We start from the raw sequence: 19374 nt of genomic DNA, 5'->3' as shown, positions 1-19374 counted from the left end.
CATTGTGCGCAACACATTCTTCACAAGGAGAGCCCTATGGCGACCGTGAAAGTCGACAACAGCAATTTCCAGGCCGAGGTTCTAGACTCGACCCAACCCGTGGTGGTGGACTTTTGGGCAGAATGGTGCGGCCCGTGCAAGATGATCGGTCCGAGCCTTGAGGAAATCTCCAACGAGATGGCCGGCAAGGTGAAAGTCGCCAAGCTCAACATCGACGAGAACCCGGAGCTTGCCGCGAAATTCGGCGTCCGCTCCATCCCGACTCTCGCCATGTTCAAGGGTGGCGAAGTGGCTGACATCAAGGTCGGCGCCGCCCCAAAGACTGCTCTCTCCGCCTGGATCTCCGGCGCCGCTTGAGGCAGGAAAATCGGTTCAAAATGAAGAAAGCCCGGCCGTCGCGCCGGGCTTTCTTCATTTTGGCGGAGTGCCGTTGTCGGCAAGGACATTGCCGACCAGATAGAGCGAGCCACCGATCAGGATTCGTGGCGGTACTGCCTCCGGCAGCTGGCGGCGCACGATTTCTGCCAATGCCTCGGCTACCGATCCGGCAGGTTCTGCCACCAATCCCGCATCAAAGGCAGATTCAGCGAGCGCCACCGGATCGAGGCCGGCATCGGAGCCGCGGATCGGAACGGTGAAGACGTGCTCGGCAATATCGGCGAAGGCACGGAAATAGCCGACGGGATCCTTGGTGTTGATCATGCCGGTGACGAGATAGAGCGGGCGCGCCCGCCGCTCTTCGAGTCCTGCCATCGCCTCGGCGATGACCTCGCCGGCACCGGGGTTATGGCCACCATCAACCCAGATTTCCGCATCCTTCGGCGCCAGTTCCAGGAGGCGGCCTTCTGTGAGCCTTTGCAGGCGGCCCGGCCACTCGACAGTCGCCATGGCCTTCTCGATCATCGCATCCGTCAGTGCAAAACCAGCTGCCTTTACCGCGCGAATGGCGGCTGCTGCATTGGCGATCTGATGGCGCCCCGGCAACCGCGGCAGCGGCAGGTCGGCGAGACCAAACTCATCCTGGTAGATCAGGCGACCGAACTCTTCATGGGCTGAGAAGTCCTGCCCGTAGACAGCCATGGGACAGGAAAGCCGTTCGGCGCTCTCGACCAGCACGTCCAGCGCCGGGCTGTATTCCTGTTTGCCGATCACGACCGGACAGCCGCGCTTCATGATGCCGGCCTTCTCCGCAGCGATGAGTTCGACCCGATCTCCCAGATAGGGTTGATGATCGAGAGAGATGGGCATGATCACCGAAACCGCCGGTCTCTCGACGACGTTGGTGGCGTCGAAGCGACCGCCGAGACCAACTTCGAGAATGACGGCATCGGCCGGTTGCTCGGAGAAGAGCAGGAAGGTCACCGCGGTCAGAATCTCAAAAACGGTGATGGTCTGGCCGGCATTGGCGGCCGCCACCCGCCGCAGGGCTTCGGCGAACATGTCGTCTTCGACGATTCGCGACCGGCCGCCCTTGACGCCGATTCGATAGCGCTCATGCCAGTTGACGAGGTGCGGAGAGGTGTGGACATGGACGGCAAGACCGACCGCCTCCAGCAGCGCGGAGCAGAAGGCCGTTGCTGAACCCTTGCCGTTCGTTCCAGCGATATGGATCACCGGCGGCAGCTTGCGGTGCGGGCTATCCAGCGCCTCCAGAAGCCGCCTGATCCTGTCCAGCGACAGGTCGAAACCCTTCGGGTGAAGGGCCATCAGCTTCTCGATCTCCTGCTCGGCCGCGCTGACGGCGGGAATATTCATTGCACTCATCCCGCCGATCCAGCGTCTCTATGGACTCAGGCGCTCGCTGCCACGGGGGCAAGCGCCAGGACTTCAGCCGAATCATCGTTGGCTGCGGGCGTCTTCATCAGGATCTTCAGAAGCGTGGCAAGCGTATCCGGCAGATCATGGCGGTTGACGACCATGTCTACCATGCCGTGCTCCAGCAGGTATTCGGCCGTCTGGAAGCCCTCCGGCAGCTTTTCGCGGAGCGTCTGCTCGATGACGCGCTTGCCGGCAAAGCCGATTTCGGCACCCGGCTCGGCAATATGGATGTCGCCGAGCATGGCGTAGGATGCAGTGACGCCACCGGTGGTGGGGTTGGTCAGCACGACTATGTAAGGCAGGCCGGCTTCCTTCAGCATGTCGACCGCGACTGTGGTCCGCGGCAGCTGCATCAGCGACAGGATGCCTTCCTGCATGCGGGCGCCGCCGGAGGCCGGGAAGATCACCAGCGGGCATTTTTCAGCGACTGCACGCTCGCACGCCTTCACAATCGCCTCGCCCGCTGCCATGCCTAGCGAACCGCCGATGAAGTTGAACTCGTGAACCACCGCGACAAGCTTCACGCCGCGCACCTGGCCGAGGCCGGCGAGGATTGTGTCCTCCTGCTCGGTCTTCAGGCGGCTGTCCTTCAGACGGTCGATGTACTTCTTTGAGTCGCGGAACTTCAGCGGATCCTGGGCAACCTTGGGCTGGGGAAGCGATTCGAAGACGCCGCCATCGAAGAGGTCCGTCAGGCGCGCCTTGGCCGGCATCTTCATGTGATAGCCGGAAGCGGGGATAACCCACTTGTTCTCTTCCAGGTCCTTGTGAAAGACCATCTCACCCGTTTCCGGGCACTTGATCCAGAGGTTGTCCGGAACCTCACGGCGGCCAAGCATGGAATTGATCCGCGGCCGGACGTAGTTGGTGATCCAGTTCACGTGGCTTACTCCTGATAAACTGCGCCCTATGTGGGAAACTATTCGGCGGCGACAAGTCGCGCTGACCGCACGCCGGTTGCAAGGCCGCGAACAAAGGTGGTTACCGATTCCACCGTGTCGGCACTCGCCCGGCCATCCTTGTCGAGCGACGTGGCGACCTGGTTGACGATCGCCGTACCGACCACGACGCCATCCGCCGAGGCACCGATCAGCCGCGCATGCTCGGCTGTCTTGACGCCGAATCCGACGCAGACCGGCAGGTCGGTGGACTTCTTGATACGCTGGACGGCACCCGCAATCTTCGACGGATCAGGCAGAGCAGAGCCGGTAATCCCGGTCATCGAGACATAGTAGACGAAGCCGGAGGTGTTGGTCAGCACCTTCGGAAGGCGCCGGTCGTCGGTGGTCGGTGTCGTCAGGCGAATGAAGTTGATGTCCTTCTTGCGCGCCGGGATGCAGAGCTCATCGTCCATTTCCGCCGGAAGGTCCACGACGATAAGACCGTCGATCCCCGCCTCCAGCGCGTCTTCCAGGAAGCGGTCGACGCCGTAGATGTAGATGGGGTTGTAGTAGCCCATGATGACGATCGGCGTCGTATTGTCGTTTTTGCGGAAATCGCGGGCCATCTGCAGCGTTTTCTTCAGAGAATGGCCATTCTTGAGCGCCCGCTGGCCGGCCAGCTGGATCGCCGGGCCATCGGCCATCGGATCGGAGAATGGCGCGCCGAGTTCGATCACGTCGGCCCCGGCCGCCGGCAGCGCCTTCATGATCGCCAGCGACGTATCATAGTCCGGATCTCCGCCCATGAAATAGGTGACGAGCGCCGGGCGGCCCTCGGCCTTCAGGTCAGCGAATTTCTTGTCCATGCGTGCGGTCATGTCAGAGGCCCATTCCGAGAATCTTGCCGACGGTGAAGATGTCCTTGTCGCCCCTGCCGCAGAGGTTCATTACGATGATCTGGTCCTTGTCCATCTTCGGCGCGCGCTTGATGACTTCCGCGAGCGCATGGCTCGGCTCCAGTGCCGGGATAATGCCTTCGGTGCGGGTCAGCATCTGGAAGGCGGCAAGCGCCTCGTCATCCATGATCGGCACGTATTCAACGCGACCCATGTCCTTCAGCCAGGAATGCTCGGGTCCAATGCCCGGATAATCGAGGCCGGCAGAGATGGAGTGGCCTTCCTTGATCTGCCCATCGCCATCCTGCAGCAGATAGGTGCGGTTGCCGTGCAGGACGCCAGGCGAGCCGGCGGTCAGCGAGGCACAGTGCTCCTCGCCATCCAGACCCTTGCCGCCTGCTTCGACACCGACGATCTTGACGGACTCATCATCGAGAAACGGATGGAAGAGACCAATGGCGTTGGAGCCACCACCAACGGCCGCCACCAGCATGTCCGGCAGGCGGCCTTCCGCCGCCATCATTTGTTCGCGGGTTTCCTTGCCGATCACCGACTGGAATTCGCGAACCAGTTCCGGATACGGATGCGGGCCCGCAGCCGTGCCGATCAGGTAATAGGTGTCGTCGACATTGGTGACCCAGTCGCGCAGGGCCTCGTTCATCGCATCCTTCAGCGTGCCGTGGCCGGCCGTCACCGGCCTGACTTCGGCGCCCAGAAGCTTCATGCGAAACACGTTCGGTGCCTGACGCTCGACGTCGGTGGCACCCATGTAGACCACGCAGGGCAGGCCGAATCTGGCGGCGACGGTGGCCGAGGCGACCCCGTGCTGGCCGGCGCCGGTTTCCGCGATGATGCGGGTCTTGCCCATGCGGCGCGCGAGCAGGATCTGGCCGAGGCAGTTGTTGATCTTGTGAGACCCGGTGTGGTTCAATTCGTCGCGCTTGAAGTAGATCTTGGCGCCGCCGAGTTCGGCCGTCAGGCGCTCAGCAAAATAGAGCGGGCTCGGACGACCCGTATAGTGTGTGTTGAGATGCTGGAGCTCTGCCTGGAATTCCGGATCGGTCTTCGCCTTTTCCCATTCGGCTTGCAGGTCGAGGATCAGAGGCATGAGGGTCTCGGCGACGAACCGGCCGCCAAAGATGCCGAAGCGGCCATCCTCATCGGGCCCGGAGCGGAAGGAATTGGGTTTCGGCGTCTGATTCACTCTCTACTCCCTCAGGCTCCGACGGAGCGGGCCTCTGCGATAGCGTCAAAGAAGGCGTCGATCATGACGATGTCCTTGATGCCCGGCGCGCTTTCGACGCCGGAGGACACATCAATTCCGCGGGCCCGGGTGGAGGCGAGCGCAAGACCGACATTGTCTTTGTTCAGGCCCCCGGAAAGCATGTAATCGACGCTTGCGTCAAGCGAGGCCATGATGTTCCAGTCGAATGACACGCCGTTGCCACCGGGCAGTTCTGACCCGGCGGGGGCCTTTGCATCGAACAGGAACCGGTCGGCGACACCGACATAGGGGTCGATGCGCTCGAGGTCGGAGGCTTCGCGAACAGAGAAGGCCTTCATTACAGGTATCCCGTACAGCGCCTTGACCTGAAGGATGCGCTCCGGCGTCTCATGGCCGTGCATTTGGAGGACGTCCGGTTTCAGCAGGTGGACGATGTCGTCCAGCTCCTCGTTGCTTGCATCCACCGTAACCGCGACGATCTTTACCCGGCCGCGCACCGGCTCGGCCAGTTCGGCAGCGATCTCCGGATCGACATGGCGGGGGCTCTTGGGGAAGAAGATAAAACCGATATGGGTCGCACCGCGTGCGAGCGCCCGGTCGACGGCCTCTGACGTCTTCAACCCGCAAATCTTGATGTCCGGCTTCATGCCCTGCGAGTTCGCATGAAATCATGGCGGAGTCGAGATAAAAGCGCTTCTCCGTTGTTCGTCGATGTTCGACGCTCGCGGATCAGCCGAACTCGATCGCGTGGAGTTGCGAGCCGTGGCGCTTCAGCCAGGCCTTGGCCTCGTCCGTGCGCGGGCAGAGACGACGGCAAAGCGCCCAGAACTCCGGCCCATGGTTCATCTGGTCCAGATGGGCGACCTCGTGGGCCGCGAGGTAATCGATGACGAAAGGTGGCGCCATGACGATGCGCCAGGAGAAGCTCAGATTGCCGTCCCATGAACAGGAGCCCCAGCGGGATCGGGTGTCCTTCATGGTGATCGACCTGACCGGCTTCCGCACGCCCTGCGCATGCAGCCGGACCGCTGCTTCGAGATCGCGACGAGCTTCCCTTTTCAGGAAGGTTGCGATGCGCCGGCCGGTATGTTCCTCCATGCCACTGATACGCAGAACCGCCCTCCCCTCACGAAGGACAGCCTCCGTCAGGCCGCGCAGGCTGCCCGTGTGTTCGATATGATGGCGCACGCCGCGCAGCATGATGCCGGAGCCCGGACGAAGATACGGCTCGGACTGCGGAAAGCGAGCGAGCCGGGTGAGGAGCCAGCCCTGATGACGATCAAGGAAATCGTCGATCTCGGACCGACGCAGGCCGACGGGAACTGTCAGGCTGAGCCCACGCGCGCCCGGCTCGATCCGAAGGGTGATACGGGTCGAGCGCGGATGTTCCCGGATTGTGAGCGGCATGGCGCGGCTGCCGACCTCAAGCGTTCGCGTCTCCGGAGCCAAGGGCTTGCGGCGCGGACGGACCGGTTTCTTGAGGAGCGCGAACATAGGTTTTATCTAGCCGATTCGCGGAGACGCAGAGACAGAAAAACCGGCGCCTGACGGCGCCGGTTCGATGTTTCACGTGAATCCTCAGAGATCTACGACGTCGCCCTGGCCGGTGGAGCGGTTCTTGCGCTCGCGCATGAAGCGGTCGAACTCCTCCTGATCCTTGGCACGGCGCAATTCGCGCATATAGCTGTCGAACTCCTCCCGCATCTCGTCGAGCTTGCGGCGCTCTTCCTCGATGCGATCAAGTTCGGCCTTGCGCCAATCGTCGAAGGCAACATTTCCCGTGGAGAAATGCGTGTTGTAGCGCGACTTGGCCCGGCGACAGCCGGCAAACATGCCATCTGCCCTGCGGTTGGCATCGCGCTTGAAGCTCTGGAGCCGTTCGCCGAAGAGGATATAGGCGAGCATGGCAAGGCCGAGCGGCCAGAAGACCACGAAGCCCAGCACCATCAACGCGATGGTAGCCGGCGTCCAATCCGGACGGATCAATGCTGACTGGTTCATCGATGTCATACCCTTCGTTTCCGCGGGCAGCCACATGCCAGCCCGTCGGAATCGATTTGGGGAGTCGGCCTGGCCGCTTCAAGAAGAACCCCGCCGGTTTTCAAGAACCACCTGAATTAGCGGCCGGAATTCATCCTGCCTTGCCACCCTTGATGACGCGCTTCACCGGGTTGGGGCGCTCACCACCACGGGCGTGGCGTGCAGTGAACTCCAGAATACGCGGAGCAATCTCGCGGCGGAAGCGCGAGCCGTTGAAGACGCCGTAGTGGCCGACGTCGGGCTGCATGTAGTGCATCCGCATATGGTCCGGGATGTTCGGCGAGATCGTATGGGCGGCCTGGGTCTGGCCGAGGCCGGAGATGTCGTCGTTTTCCCCTTCCACCGTCAACAGCGCGACATTGCGGATCGCCGTCGTGTCGACGAGGCGGTCGCGATGCATCATCTTGCCTTCAGGCAGGGCGTGCTTGATGAAAACCGTGTCTACCGTCTGCAGATAGAATTCCTCGGTGAGGTCCATGACCGCCAGGTACTCGTCGTAGAAATCGCGGTGTCTCTCTGCCGAGTCACCATCGTTCTTGATCAGATGCTCGTAGAATTCCTTGTGCGCCGTAATATGGCGGTCGAGGTTCATGTACATGAAGCCCGAAAGCTGGAGGAAGCCCGGATAGACCGGGCGCATGAACCCCGCATGCGGCCACGGGACGTTCATGATGACATTGTCGCGGAACCATTCGAGCGGCTTCTCCTGGGCCAGTTGGTTCACCGCCGTCGGGTTCTTGCGCGTATCGATCGGTCCGCCCATGAGAATCATGGAGGCTGGCGCCAGCGGATCCTTGGCCGACTCCATCAGAGCAACCGCAGCCAAGACGGGGACAGATGGCTGGCACACACCGATCACGTGGGTGTTCGGGCCGATGTGATGGACCATCTCGATCAGGTAATCGATGTAGTCATCAAGGTCGAAGCGACCGTCCGTCACCGGCACCACACGCGCATCGATCCAGTCCGTGATGTAGATCTCGGCATTGGGGAGCAGCGTCTCAACCGTGCCGCGCAGCAGCGTCGCGTAGTGGCCCGACATCGGAGCCACGAGAAGGATCTTCTGGTCAGGTGCACGACCGGCCGGAAGGTCCCGGCGGAAATGGATCAGATTGCAGAACGGCTTAGACCAGACAATGTCCTCGGTGACGCGAACAGTAGTCCCATCAATGACAGTGGTCGGCAGACCAAACTCAGGCTTGCCGTAGCGGCGCGTCACCCGCTCGAAAAGCTCGAGGCCGGCCGCCATGCTCCGCCCCATGGCCGTGTAGGAGAGCGGATTGAGCGGGTTGGTGTGGAACAGCCTCATGGCGTCGGCGGCGGCACGGAAAGGTGCGACCGCCGCGTGGTTCATCTCGTAAAACTGGTAGATCATCGATGCGCCGCCTTTCGTGGCTACCGGCACCGGCGGTCGGAGCCGACCGGCTGCTTCGGGAGCAATGGGAGAGGCTACCATGTTTGGATTGCAGTGCAACATCAGGCGGGACCAATCATTAACCAATAAAAATGCCAGGCGCGGAGGCCTGGCATCAAGAATGGCATGAAGCGCCTTAAGGTTCCGTCCGTTCGGCTGGTTAACGATCCGCCACGAAGATCTGGCGCTGCGTACCCAGCCCCTCAATCCCAAGTTCGACGACGTCGCCTGCCTTCAGGTAACGCGGCGGCTTCATGCCCATGCCGACGCCCGGCGGCGTGCCGGTGGAGATGACGTCACCGGGATGCAGCGACATGAACTGGCTGAGATAGGAGACGACGAAGGCCACGCCATAGACCATGGTCTTCGACGAGCCGTTCTGCATAGTCTCGCCGTTCACCTTCAGCCACATGCCGAGGTTCTGCGGGTCAGCGATCTCGTCCCTCGTGACCAGCCATGGGCCGATCGGACCAAAGGTGTCGCAGGACTTGCCCTTGGTCCACTGACCAGCGCGCTCCGTCTGGAAGCCGCGCTCCGATACATCGTGCGAGACGCAGTAGCCGGCCACATACTCCATGGCCTCGGCTTCGCTGACATATTTGGCGGTCTTGCCGATGACGACGCCGAGCTCGACCTCCCAATCCGTCTTCTCCGAGCCGCGGGGAATGATGACATCATCATTGGGGCCGCAGATGGCTGAGGTGGCCTTCATGAAGATGACGGGCTCCGGCGGGACGGCGGCGCCCGTCTCGGCAGCATGGTCAGAGAAATTCAGGCCGATGCAGATGAACTTGCCGGTGCCGGCAACGCAGGCGCCAATGCGGTCAACCTGCAGCTCGGGCAGGTTCTGCAGGTCGAGAGCAGCGATCCTGGCAAGACCCTCCGGCGAGATGGCCGCGCCACCGATGTCGGCGACATGCTGCGACAGGTCCCTGACCTTGCCGCTCGCATCGAGGATTGCCGGCTTTTCCTGGCCCGGCTGACCAACACGCATGAGTTTCACGGATATGCCTCCACTTGTCTGACAACTGCCTTATGGAGGATGGCAGGCTCATTGTCATCCCCCTTGCACGCAGTCTGCGTTGTGTTGTCCGCCGCTCACCCTATGTTTCTGAGACCGTCATTTGCAGCGGAGCCGGCGCCCATGACCCAAAGCAACAACCGACAGTCGGAACATCCGGTGGATGCCTTCTTTCTCGACCGCTGGTCACCACGCGCCTTCACCGGCGAAGCGATGAGCCGGGAGGACCTGCTGACCATTCTGGATGCAGGTCACTGGGCGCCCTCTTCCGGCAACAATCAACCCTGGCGCTTCATCTATGCCTTGCGGGAGACAGCCAGCTGGCCTGTACTCCTGGATATCCTGTCACCGGGAAACCAGCGCTGGGCGCAGAACGCTTCGGCATTGGTCATCTTCGTCTCGCGCACCTACCGGATTTCCAAGGATGGCGAGCGAAAGCCGGCATACACCCATGCGTTCGATACCGGTTCCGCGTGGTTCTCGATCGCGTGCCAATCAATGAAGCTCGGCTACCACGCCCATGGGATGGAAGGCATGGACCGCGAGAAGGCAGTGCGGGTTCTGGGCATACCCGATGGCTATCGGGTGGAGGCTGCCTGCGCGATCGGGCGGCTCGCTGCGAAGGAGACGCTTCCAGACGACCTGCGTGAGCGGGAGGTCCAGAGCGAGCGCAAGCCGCTCTCGGAAGTGGCGTTCGAAGGACGCTTCGTCGGGGAAGACTAGTTTCACGTGAATCAGCGCAAGCGGCGATTCACGTGAAACAGCATCTTCTCAGATATCGAGGTTTGCAACGCTCAGCGCGTTGTCTTGAATGAACTCGCGGCGTGGCTCCACCTCGTCACCCATCAGGCGCGAGAAAAGCCCGTCGGCATCGGTTGCGTCGCTGACCTTGACCTGCAGCAGGGAGCGGACATTCGGGTCCAGCGTGGTTTCCCAGAGCTGCTCGGCGTTCATTTCGCCCAGCCCCTTGTAGCGTTGCATCGAGATGCCCTTGCGACCGGCGGCGAAGATCGCTTCGAGCAGCGCCAGCGCGCCCGACATCTCGGTCTCTTCCTCCTTGCGACGGAGGACCGGGGGCGTCGCGTAGATCTCGTTGAGGCGGGGTGTCATCTGGTCGATGTGACGGGCATCCGCCGAGCCGATCAGCGCCACATCCAGCACCGCAACTTCCTTGACGCCACGCACCATGCGTTCGAAACGAAGGCCACCCTCATCCGTGACATGGCCGCTCCAGCCACGCTCGGTCTCGTCGGCGATGACATCCAGGCGACGTGCAACCTCATCCGCGGTTTGTTGTGCGCGTTCAGGATTGTCCGTCAGATCGGGGTTCAGCGCGCCGGCGATGGCGGCCTGCTCGACCACCGCGCGATTGTAGCGCGAATGCAACCCGTCGAGGAGGTTGCGCAGTCGCATGGCGTCATGGATCACTTCCCGCAGGTCCTGGCCGGTGCGGACCTCACCAGACGCGAGCCTGAGGCTCGTATCCTCAAGGCCGCTACTGATCAGGTATTCCTCGAATGCCTTCTGGTCCTTGAGATACTGTACCGACTTGCCGCGGGTCACTTTGTAGAGCGGCGGCTGGGCAATATAGACGTGGCCACGCTCGATCAGGTCCGGCATCTGACGGAAGAAGAAGGTGAGTAGCAGCGTACGGATATGGGCGCCGTCTACGTCGGCGTCGGTCATGATGATGATCTTGTGGTAGCGCAGCTTCTCGGCGTTGAACTCGTCCTTGCCGATCGAGGTACCCAGCGCGGTGATCAGCGTGCCGATCTCCTGGCTGGAGAGCATCTTGTCGAAGCGAGCGCGCTCGACATTGAGGATCTTGCCGCGGAGCGGGAGGATCGCCTGGGTTTCACGCGAGCGGCCCTGCTTGGCGGAGCCACCGGCGGAGTCGCCCTCGACGAGGAAAAGTTCAGATTTGGCAGGATCCTTTTCCGAGCAGTCGGCAAGCTTGCCGGGAAGCGAGGCGATGTCGAGCGCGCCCTTGCGACGCGTCAGTTCGCGAGCCTTGCGCGCAGCCTCGCGGGCGACGGCCGCCTCCACCACCTTGCCCACAAGGACCTTGGCTTCCGTCGGATGCTCTTCGAACCAGGTGCCGAGTGCTTCGTTTACGAGGCTCTCAACCACCGGCCGGACTTCGGACGAGACAAGTTTGTCCTTGGTCTGGGACGAGAACTTGGGATCGGGAACCTTGACGGATACGACCGCCGTCAGGCCCTCGCGGCAATCTTCGCCGGTCAGCGAAACCTTTTCCTTCTTGGTGATGCCGGATGTGTCGGCATAGGAGGTAACCTGCCTCGTCAGGGCTCCGCGGAAGCCGGCCATGTGCGTGCCGCCATCACGCTGGGGAATGTTGTTGGTGAAGCAGAGGACATTTTCGTGGTAGCTGTCATTCCACCAGAGAGCCACCTCCACACTGATACCGTCCTTCTCGCCGCGGATGGCCACCGGTTTGTCGACGAGAGGTTTCTTCGAGCGATCCAGGTAACGAACAAAGGCTTCGAGACCACCGTCATAGACAAGCTCCTCTTCGCGAACATCGGGCTTCCGCCGATCCGTTAGCCGGATTCTGACGCCGGAGTTCAGGAAGGCAAGCTCCCTAAGCCGATGTTCGAGCGTATTGTAGTCATACTCGGTCATTGTGAAGGTTTCGGGGCTGGCGAGGAAGGTCACCTCCGTGCCGGACCGACCCTCATAATCTCCCACGACCTTCAGCGGCGCGTCCGCCACGCCATGTGTGAAGGAGATTTCGTGCACCTTGCCGCTCCGACGAATGCGAAGCTTGAGCCAGACGGACAGCGCGTTGACCACCGAGACGCCTACGCCGTGGAGACCGCCGGAGACCTTGTAGGAGTTCTGGTCGAACTTTCCGCCGGCATGCAACTGCGTCATGATGACTTCAGCGGCGGAGACCCCCTCACCCGTATGGATGTCGGTTGGAATGCCGCGTCCATTGTCGGTGACCGTAACGGAACCGTCGGCATTGAGCGTGACGGTTACCAGATCGGCGTGCCCCGCCAGTGCCTCGTCGATCGCATTGTCCACTACCTCATAGACCATGTGATGGAGCCCGGAACCGTCGTCCGTGTCGCCGATATACATGCCAGGCCGCTTGCGTACTGCATCCAGCCCCTTCAGGACCTTGATGGAGTCTGCGCCATATTCTGCACTCGCGCCGGTTTCGTTCACGGGTGTGTCGGTCATCAAAGATCTTTCCAATTGTCCTTAAGCGGGCAGGACGCTGCGAATCACCCGCGCATCCACCCCCAGATATAGGAAGTTTGGGACGGATTCTAAAGCTCATGCCATGCCGGAAAAGCCTGAAATCAGGGGATTCCGCAACAATCAACCCTTGGGCGGAGACTGGTCCAGCAGTTTGTCCATGGCCTCTATCACATCCGACGGCAGTGCGCGAATCTCGCGTGCCAGGCGATTGGCAAAAGCGGTGTAGCGCGGCGGAAGGCCTGCGGTATCCAGCACAGCCTTCGGATGCGAGGCTTCTGCCGTCATGAAGAGTTCGTCGGCTTCGTCCCAGATGATGTTGAAGTAGCCGGCAATCCGCTGCAGAAGATCGAAACTAGGCTTGCCCTTCCGGCCATGCTCGAGCGCCGAGAGATAGGCAGGCGAGACCCCGATCGCAGCGGCAAGGTCCCTTTGGGTCACGCCCCTGCGCCGGCGCAGTTCGCGAAGGGCCTGTGCGAAGGGTGTCATGGATGGCGTCTCGGGCGGCTGAGCCGGACGTAGAGCGCGCCCTCTCCACCATGGTGACGGGCCGCCCACTCGTAGGAGGAGATGAGGAAGCGAAACTCGGGCTTGGAAAACCAGAGGGGCACCGCACGTCGTAGCGCCCCTTCGCTGCCGAGGGAACTGCCCTTGCCGGTGATCACCAGCACATGACGCATGCCGCGATCATGGGCGCGATAGAGGAAATCGAGGAGGAGATCATGCGCCTCGTCCTGAAACAGCCCATGGAGATCGATCCGGGCTTCGATAGGCAACCGCCCTTTCGCCAGCTTCCGATGGACAGGCTTTTCCAGTGGTTGATGGCTCGGCGGCGGCCGTCGAGCGTCCGCCGGCCGATGGTCGATTGCCGGGGCATCCGCGGGAGATTTCGTCGGCAGCGGCTGCGCCAGCGCTGCCTCCTCCGCCGCCAGCATGGCGGCGATTTCCTCCGCGAACTCACGAGCATCCGCCTGTCCACCGGGCAAGGCGCGCGTTGACTTCGCCACCTTCCCCCAAAGTATCCGCTCTTCCGGACTGAGCCTTCGACCGCTACTCATCCAGCCATCCTCGCCGATGCGGAGCGCGGGACGAGAATATAGAAGTCCGCCTCGTTTCGCACGGTTCCAGCCAGTTCTCCTGCAGCGGCGCCGGAACCTGTGAAGATGTCACCTCGCGCCGGTCCGACAATGGCGCTGCCGGTATCGAGCGCCAGCATGGTCCGGGCGAAGGCCTGGCCACCGTCGAGATGGGTCAGTGACGGCGCGTGGATGAAGAATGGGTATCCGAAGGTGTGAATGAGCCGGTCGACGGCAAGCGAGCGACCAGGAAGGAGGGGCACCTTCGCAGCTGCGATCGGACCGAGCCGGTCATCCGAAACATCCGCCTCCCTGAAGAAGATGTAGGAGCGGTTGTGCCAGAGGACCTCGTCCGTCAGATCCGGATTTGCTTCCAGCCACGCGCGGATGGTCTGCATAGAGACCGTTGCCGCATCGATTTCACCACGCTCGATCAGCAGCTTGCCGATGGCACTGAAGGGATGGCCTGCCTTCGCCGCATAGGTTATCCGCTTGATGCTGCCATCCCGGAACTTCAAGCGTGCAGCACCCTGAACATGGGCGAAGAAGACATCGACCTTGGAGCGGCCCCACGCGATTTCCAATCCCTGTCCGCTCAGGCAGCCTTGGTCGATTGCACGCCTGTCGGGATACTCCGCAATCCCTGCGGGAGCGGACCGACCGAACCGGTACGAAGCGTCCATGCCCGCCGGCCGGTTGGCGGCATCGAGATCGATCAAATCCGCTGGGCGACGGTAAAACGGAAACGCCCACTCGCCTGACGGGGTGTCCGAAACCTCAACCTCAGGCTCGTAGAAGGCGGTGACGAAACCCTGCGAGCCGTCGTCGCGGCAGATCCTGAACGGTTCGAAATGCTGCTCGAAGAATTGCCGAGCGGACCCGGCGTCAAGAAGATCGGCACGGAGAGCCGCTTCATAGGCAGGCAGGATGTCGTCGCATGACAGCCCCAGGTCTCCTGTTCGGTAGGACTTGCCCGAGCGGATGTGGGTCAGGCAGTTGCGGATCCCCTCCAGCAGCAGACCGGGATGATCCTCGCTCCACCGGGGTAGATCAGAGAAAGCGACCCGCCGAAGCGAAAAACCCGACGAGCCCTCGTTCATTGCTCGGATTCGGTCGCGACGAGCTTCCAGTTCGGATCCCGGGAGCGGACGTCGCGAGCAAAGGTCCAGATGTCTATGACTTCCGCGACAGCTTCCTGGTCACCATCAATGACTGCACCGCTCTTGTCATAGGTTGCGGAGATCAACTGGCTGACGATGCGAACCGTCACCTGCTCCTCATTCCCCCGCACGCTCGCCTGGGTGATGTCGGCCTTGTCGATGCCGACAAAGGTCGACTTGACCACTTCGCCGCGCGACTCACGGTCGGAGATGGCGGCGTCGAAGCCTTCGTAAACCTCCTTGGAGAGGAGGTTCTTGAGGCTCTTTCGATCCCCGTCAGCGAAGGCCATGACGATCATTTCGTAGGCCATACGGGCGCCGTTGAGAAACTCGCGTGGCTGGAAGGATGGGTCAGCTTTCAACAGTTGACGCAGACCGTCATTGGCCGAGGTACCGGGTTTGGCGACCGCATCGATCTCTGCGAAACGGTCCTCGTCGGAGACCTCCCGGCGCGGCAGTGTCACGACCTTGCCGTCATCGCTCGCGGGTGCCTTGCCGGCCTCACGCGCACTGAAAGGATCAAAGGGCGGCTTCTCGTTCCCCGTCCGCCGGCCCAACACACTCCGCAATTGCAGAAATATGAGGACTGCAGCGACGAGGAAAAACAGAGTTATGAAGTCGTTGGAGCCCATCTTGTCCCGCAATGCCGTTTAAATTCTTGTTGCAAGTTCTCATATAGTCCGCAAGGCCGGATCATTCAAATAGCGAAGGCGCGAGCGGACGCCGCGCAGATCGAGCGTAGATGCCAACACCCTTCATCAGCATTCTCATCCTCCTGTTGCCGCTCGCGGAAATTGCGGGCTTCGTCGTCGTAGGCCAAATGGTTGGTGTCTGGGGCACGCTCGGCCTCGTCCTGCTATCCTGCCTCGCGGGGCTGATTCTCCTGCGTCTTCAGGGTCTGCAGATGCTTAGGAGACTTACGGAGGAAGGCCGCGACGGACGGGTTCCCGGGAATGCGATCGTGCAAGGCGCGATGATCGTCGTTGCTGCGGTCCTGCTGCTTATCCCCGGCTTCATAACCGACATCATCGGGATCGCCCTCTTCATTCCGGCGGTCCGGCGCTTGCTCTGGTCATTTATCGGCCGCCGTTTTGTGGTGGTTGACTCGGAATCCTACACCCAGCGGCGTACCTATACCCGTCGAAGGGATCCCCCGCAGGGTGAACGGGTGGTCGACCTTGACGAAGAAGATTTCCACCGCGAACCGAACCCTGGATCGCCTTGGTCCGATCGCCGGCTGGGCGAGGATTAGCCTCTGGCACGGCTCCCGGGGCCAGGGTTGTAAGCCACCGGTCTAAGTGCTAGACGCCAGCAACCGTTCAAATATCCGAGGGAAACCCATGGCAACCGAAAACGAACAGGGTACTCAGAGCCCGTCGCTCAACATTCTGGCCCAGTACACCAAAGACCTTTCCTTCGAAAACCCCGGTGCACCGCGCTCGCTTCAGTCGCGCGACAACGCTCCCGCCATCAACATCAATGTCAACGTCAACGCCAACCCGCTTTCCGAGACGGATTTTGACGTAGTGCTTTCACTGAATGTCGAAGCCAAGGACGGCGACAAGGTGGTGTTCGCGGCCGAACTGGTCTACGGCGGTGTCTTCCGCGTTGCCGGCTTCCCGCAGGAACACATGCTGCCGGTTCTCTTCATCGAGTGCCCGCGCCTGCTTTTCCCCTTCGCGCGCCAGATTGTCGCCGACGTGACCCGCAATGGCGGCTTTCCACCGCTGATGATCGATCCAATCGATTTCGCCCAGATGTTCGCCCAGCGGATGGCCGCAGAACGCGCGAAGTCGCAGGTCCAGCCGCTCAATAGCTGATAGCGTTGCAAAAGCCGTAATTCAGGAAGCCCGGATCGCCATGTCCGGGCTTTCTGCTTCATAGCGCGCCCAGACTGCCTTTGCGCCAAGCGAACCAACCAGGGCACGGTGCGCCGCAAGCTCGGCCGCACTCACGCGCGACGGCAGCGGCCGGGGACGACCAGAGATCCCGACCACATGCTCCTCGATCTCGATGATCGTCGCCGAGGTTTCGATGCCGACGAGGCCGAGCGCCGCCTGCCGGCCCCCCGTCATCTCGATATAGACTTCCGCGAGCAGTTCGGAGTCGAGTAGCGCGCCGTGCTTGGTGCGGTGAGCGTTGTCGATTCCGTATCGACGGCATAGCGCATCCAGCGAGTTGGGCCCCATCGGATGCTTGCGGCGTGCGAGTGCAAGCGTGTCGACAACATGCTCCATGGACACCGGCGGAAGCTTCAAACGTTCAAACTCGGCGTTGATGAAGCCCATGTCGAAGTTCGCGTTGTGGGCAATCCACTTCGCGCCTTCGAAGAATTCGAGGATCTGTTCCGCCACCTCGGCGAAACTCGGCTTGTCCTTCAGGAATTCATCGGTGATCCCATGGACCGCCAGCGCGTCCGGGTGAACCTTGCGATCACCGGGGTTGATGTAGAGATGCAACGACCGTCCGGTCGGGAAATTGTTGATGAGTTCGATCCCGCCGATCTCGATGATACGGTCGAGCTTGGTTTCCAGACCGGTCGTTTCCGTATCGAAGATGATTTCACGCACTGGCTGTCTCGCTTCTCTTTCCGGATCGCAGGGCTGCGATGACTTCGTCGACGCGCTGCCGGGCTGCTTCCAATCCCCTTCCGGTATCAATGAGGAAATCCGCTCGACGGCGCTTTTCCTGATCCGGGATCTGCCGGGACAGAATCATGTTCAATTTCTCCTCGGTCATGCCGGGCCGCGCAAGAACCCGCGCCCTTTGTATCTGTGGATCACAGGTCACGACCACGACGACATCCACTCGATCCTCACCCCCGACCTCGAAGAGCAAGGGGATGTCGAGCACCACCATCTCGGCGCCCGCTACTCGATTGGCTTCCACGAACTCGCCTTCCCGCCTGCGAACAAGAGGATGGACGATCGCCTCCAGACGACGGAACTTAGCCGGATTCTCCGCGAGTTGCCGAGCAAGCTCCTGCCTGTCGACCATACCGTTTCTGATACTCCCCGGAAAGGCGTCGCCGATCGGCGCGAGGGCCTCGGACCGGTAGAGATCATGAACTACAGCGTCGGCGTCGTTGACCGGGACTCCCGCTTCCGCAAACATCCTCGCCGTGGTCGACTTTCCCATTCCGATGGAGCCCGTCAAGCCGACGACGATCATGGCTGCCTTTCCATGTCGGCGATAACCAGTGAACGCAAGGTCTCGTCGACCTGAGGCCTGATCCCGAACCACCGTTCAAAGCCAGGCACAGCCTGATGAAGCAGCATTCCCAGTCCGTCCACCGTTGCTAGGCCCTGGGCTTCAGCCTGCTTCAGGATCGGTGTCTGTAGCGGAACGTAGACGATGTCGGTGACGAGCGCCCCAATTGACATGGTCGAAAAGTCGATCTCGGGGACGTCTTGCCCGTCCATGCCGAGGGACGTCGTGTTGACGAAGAGACCCGCGCCTTGAATAACTTCCGGAAGCGCCGCCATAGAATGGGCATGGATGGTCGGTCCAAACCGATCCGCGAGTTCGGCAGCCCGCGAGAGCGTGCGGTTGACGACGTTGATTTCGGAGATGCCGCGATCACGAAATGCTCGAATGACAGCTCGGCTGGCGCCGCCTGCACCAAGAACGACCGCCCTTGAGACCTTGTCCCATCCTGGATGGCGCTCGTCGAGATTCGCAGCAAAACCGTGGACATCGGTATTGGTGGCACAGAGCCGCCCGTCCTCCCTCCAGAGCGTATTCGCGGCTCCCAGTTCCTCGGCGACGGTATCGCAGCGATCCGCCAGCGCGCTGGCTGCCTCCTTGTGAGGGATCGTGACGTTTCCGCCAGCATAGATCGAAGCGCCAGATTTCAGATCCGCAACGAAAGCCGGAAAGTCTGCTGGTTTCACAGGCTCCAGCCGATAGTCGCCCTCAATGCCGAAGGTCTTCAGCCAGTGCCGATGGATAAGCGGCGAGCGGGAATGCTTGACGGGCCAGCCGGCGACGAAAGCCATGATTCCTGTTTCACGTGAATCAGCCATTGATGGCTCCGAGTTCTCGCAGCTTGGCGAGGAGGGGCAGCATCGGAAGCCCCAGGATGGTGAAGTAGTCACCCTCGATTGCGGAGAAGAGATGAATACCCTCCCCCTCGAGTTGGTATGCCCCGACACTCGACAGGAGCTTCTCGCCGCACCGCTCGACGTAACGTTCGATGAATGCTTCGCTCAGGGGGCGGACCGTCATGTCTGCGCTAGAGACGTGCTCCCAGAGCACCACTCCGTCCTGAACCAACGCAATACCGCTGTTCAGCCTATGGGTCTTTCCCGCAAGGGTGGCGATGTGGCTGCGGGCTTCGTCAAGGTCGGCGGGTTTATGGAAAACGCGCTCTCCCAGCGACATGGTCTGGTCGCTGCCCAGGACCAGCATCCCCGGGAAATGGCGGCTAACATCGAGCGCCTTCGCCTTTGCAAGCTCCACAGCGACATGTTCCGGGGTAGGATGTATCTCCTGCAGACGCTCTTGAATGGCTCGCTCATCAATGGTTGCCGCGTGAGCATCGAATGCAAGCCCGGCATTTTGCAGCAGCATGCGGCGAAAGGGGCTGGCCGAGGCGAGAATGAGAGACGTCATGGAA

General features: G+C 61.5%; 22 protein-coding genes. 4 read left to right on the top strand and 18 right to left on the bottom strand.

Going from position 1 to position 19374, the window contains the following annotated elements; all coding sequences use genetic code 11:
- Positions 1-36 precede the first annotated feature (36 nt).
- On the top strand, positions 37-357 hold the full coding sequence (gene trxA / locus NT26_RS18365; RefSeq protein ID WP_052640853.1) for a thioredoxin: 321 nt from the start codon (positions 37-39) through the stop codon (positions 355-357).
- Positions 358-411: 54 nt separating this feature from the next.
- Here trxA and NT26_RS18360 read toward each other — a convergent pair whose 3' ends face one another.
- From NT26_RS18360 to NT26_RS18320, 9 genes are all read right to left on the bottom strand, one after another.
- Positions 412-1764, bottom strand: a complete 1353-nt coding sequence (locus NT26_RS18360) for a bifunctional folylpolyglutamate synthase/dihydrofolate synthase (RefSeq protein ID WP_244467641.1) — start codon at positions 1762-1764, stop codon at positions 412-414.
- 26 nt (positions 1765-1790) lie between these two features.
- Entirely contained in the window at positions 1791-2699 is a 909-nt protein-coding gene (gene accD / locus NT26_RS18355; RefSeq protein WP_052640851.1) for an acetyl-CoA carboxylase, carboxyltransferase subunit beta, read from the bottom strand.
- A gap of 38 nt (positions 2700-2737) precedes the next feature.
- Positions 2738-3577, bottom strand: coding sequence for a tryptophan synthase subunit alpha (gene trpA / locus NT26_RS18350; protein WP_052640849.1), 840 nt, complete (start codon positions 3575-3577; stop codon positions 2738-2740).
- Position 3578: 1 nt separating this feature from the next.
- Complete coding sequence (gene trpB / locus NT26_RS18345) at positions 3579-4799, bottom strand: tryptophan synthase subunit beta (protein ID WP_052640847.1); 1221 nt, start codon at positions 4797-4799, stop codon at positions 3579-3581.
- Positions 4800-4810: 11 nt separating this feature from the next.
- Positions 4811-5467, bottom strand: a complete 657-nt coding sequence (locus NT26_RS18340) for a phosphoribosylanthranilate isomerase (protein WP_052640845.1) — start codon at positions 5465-5467, stop codon at positions 4811-4813.
- An 82-nt stretch (positions 5468-5549) separates the two neighbouring features.
- A complete protein-coding gene (locus NT26_RS18335; RefSeq protein ID WP_052640843.1) occupies positions 5550-6314 on the bottom strand; it encodes a M48 family metallopeptidase in 765 nt (254 codons plus the stop codon).
- An 84-nt stretch (positions 6315-6398) separates the two neighbouring features.
- Entirely contained in the window at positions 6399-6821 is a 423-nt protein-coding gene (locus tag NT26_RS18330) for a DUF2852 domain-containing protein (protein ID WP_052642359.1), read from the bottom strand.
- Positions 6822-6951: 130 nt separating this feature from the next.
- Positions 6952-8235, bottom strand: a complete 1284-nt coding sequence (locus NT26_RS18325; RefSeq protein ID WP_052640841.1) for a polyhydroxyalkanoate depolymerase — start codon at positions 8233-8235, stop codon at positions 6952-6954.
- A 199-nt stretch (positions 8236-8434) separates the two neighbouring features.
- Positions 8435-9277 (bottom strand): fumarylacetoacetate hydrolase family protein, encoded by an 843-nt coding sequence (locus tag NT26_RS18320; RefSeq protein WP_052640839.1) that lies wholly within the window; start codon positions 9275-9277, stop codon positions 8435-8437.
- Positions 9278-9418: 141 nt separating this feature from the next.
- On the opposite strand from NT26_RS18320, the gene NT26_RS18315 reads away from it, so the two are divergent.
- On the top strand, positions 9419-10018 hold the full coding sequence (locus tag NT26_RS18315; RefSeq protein ID WP_052640837.1) for a nitroreductase family protein: 600 nt from the start codon (positions 9419-9421) through the stop codon (positions 10016-10018).
- A 48-nt stretch (positions 10019-10066) separates the two neighbouring features.
- On the opposite strand, the gene gyrB is transcribed toward NT26_RS18315, so the two are convergent.
- The 5 genes from gyrB to NT26_RS18290 all read right to left on the bottom strand — a co-directional run bounded on the left by gyrB (position 10067) and on the right by NT26_RS18290 (position 15388).
- Complete coding sequence (gene gyrB / locus NT26_RS18310) at positions 10067-12502, bottom strand: DNA topoisomerase (ATP-hydrolyzing) subunit B (protein ID WP_052640835.1); 2436 nt, start codon at positions 12500-12502, stop codon at positions 10067-10069.
- A 141-nt stretch (positions 12503-12643) separates the two neighbouring features.
- Positions 12644-13009 carry a helix-turn-helix domain-containing protein gene (locus NT26_RS18305; RefSeq protein ID WP_052640833.1) on the bottom strand — a complete coding sequence of 122 codons (366 nt, stop codon included), beginning with the start codon at positions 13007-13009 and terminating at the stop codon, positions 12644-12646.
- Complete coding sequence (locus NT26_RS18300; RefSeq protein ID WP_052640831.1) at positions 13006-13578, bottom strand: Smr/MutS family protein; 573 nt, start codon at positions 13576-13578, stop codon at positions 13006-13008. Before NT26_RS18300 ends, NT26_RS18305 begins: the two co-directional genes overlap by 4 nt.
- Positions 13575-14696, bottom strand: coding sequence for a murein transglycosylase A (mltA, locus tag NT26_RS18295; protein WP_052640829.1), 1122 nt, complete (start codon positions 14694-14696; stop codon positions 13575-13577). The genes NT26_RS18300 and mltA overlap by 4 nt, the downstream gene beginning before the upstream one ends.
- On the bottom strand, positions 14693-15388 hold the full coding sequence (locus NT26_RS18290) for a Tim44/TimA family putative adaptor protein (RefSeq protein WP_052642357.1): 696 nt from the start codon (positions 15386-15388) through the stop codon (positions 14693-14695). The genes mltA and NT26_RS18290 overlap by 4 nt, the downstream gene beginning before the upstream one ends.
- Positions 15389-15498: 110 nt before the next feature.
- Here NT26_RS18290 and NT26_RS18285 point away from each other — a divergent pair, with 110 nt between their 5' ends.
- Both NT26_RS18285 and secB read left to right on the top strand, forming a co-directional pair.
- On the top strand, positions 15499-16008 hold the full coding sequence (locus NT26_RS18285) for an FxsA family protein (RefSeq protein WP_052640826.1): 510 nt from the start codon (positions 15499-15501) through the stop codon (positions 16006-16008).
- Positions 16009-16096: 88 nt separating this feature from the next.
- Positions 16097-16576: a protein-export chaperone SecB gene (gene secB / locus NT26_RS18280; protein WP_052640824.1), complete on the top strand. Its 480-nt coding sequence runs from the start codon at positions 16097-16099 to the stop codon at positions 16574-16576.
- Positions 16577-16597: 21 nt separating this feature from the next.
- On the opposite strand, the gene dnaQ is transcribed toward secB, so the two are convergent.
- Genes dnaQ through NT26_RS18260 form a run of 4 tightly spaced genes read right to left on the bottom strand, consistent with a single transcriptional unit; the run spans position 16598 to position 19370 of the window.
- Entirely contained in the window at positions 16598-17326 is a 729-nt protein-coding gene (dnaQ, locus tag NT26_RS18275; protein WP_052640822.1) for a DNA polymerase III subunit epsilon, read from the bottom strand.
- Positions 17319-17927 carry a dephospho-CoA kinase gene (gene coaE, locus NT26_RS18270; RefSeq protein WP_052640820.1) on the bottom strand — a complete coding sequence of 203 codons (609 nt, stop codon included), beginning with the start codon at positions 17925-17927 and terminating at the stop codon, positions 17319-17321. Before coaE ends, dnaQ begins: the two co-directional genes overlap by 8 nt.
- A complete protein-coding gene (locus NT26_RS18265) occupies positions 17924-18781 on the bottom strand; it encodes a shikimate dehydrogenase (RefSeq protein ID WP_052640818.1) in 858 nt (285 codons plus the stop codon). The genes coaE and NT26_RS18265 overlap by 4 nt, the downstream gene beginning before the upstream one ends.
- Positions 18774-19370: a Maf-like protein gene (locus NT26_RS18260; protein ID WP_052640816.1), complete on the bottom strand. Its 597-nt coding sequence runs from the start codon at positions 19368-19370 to the stop codon at positions 18774-18776. The genes NT26_RS18265 and NT26_RS18260 overlap by 8 nt, the downstream gene beginning before the upstream one ends.
- Between the last annotated feature and the right edge of the window lie 4 nt (positions 19371-19374).

It is taken from the genome of Pseudorhizobium banfieldiae (genome assembly GCF_000967425.1).
GTDB classification, from domain to species: Bacteria; Pseudomonadota; Alphaproteobacteria; order Rhizobiales; family Rhizobiaceae; genus Neorhizobium; species Neorhizobium banfieldiae.
This window is presented reverse-complemented; position numbering and strand designations above follow the sequence as displayed.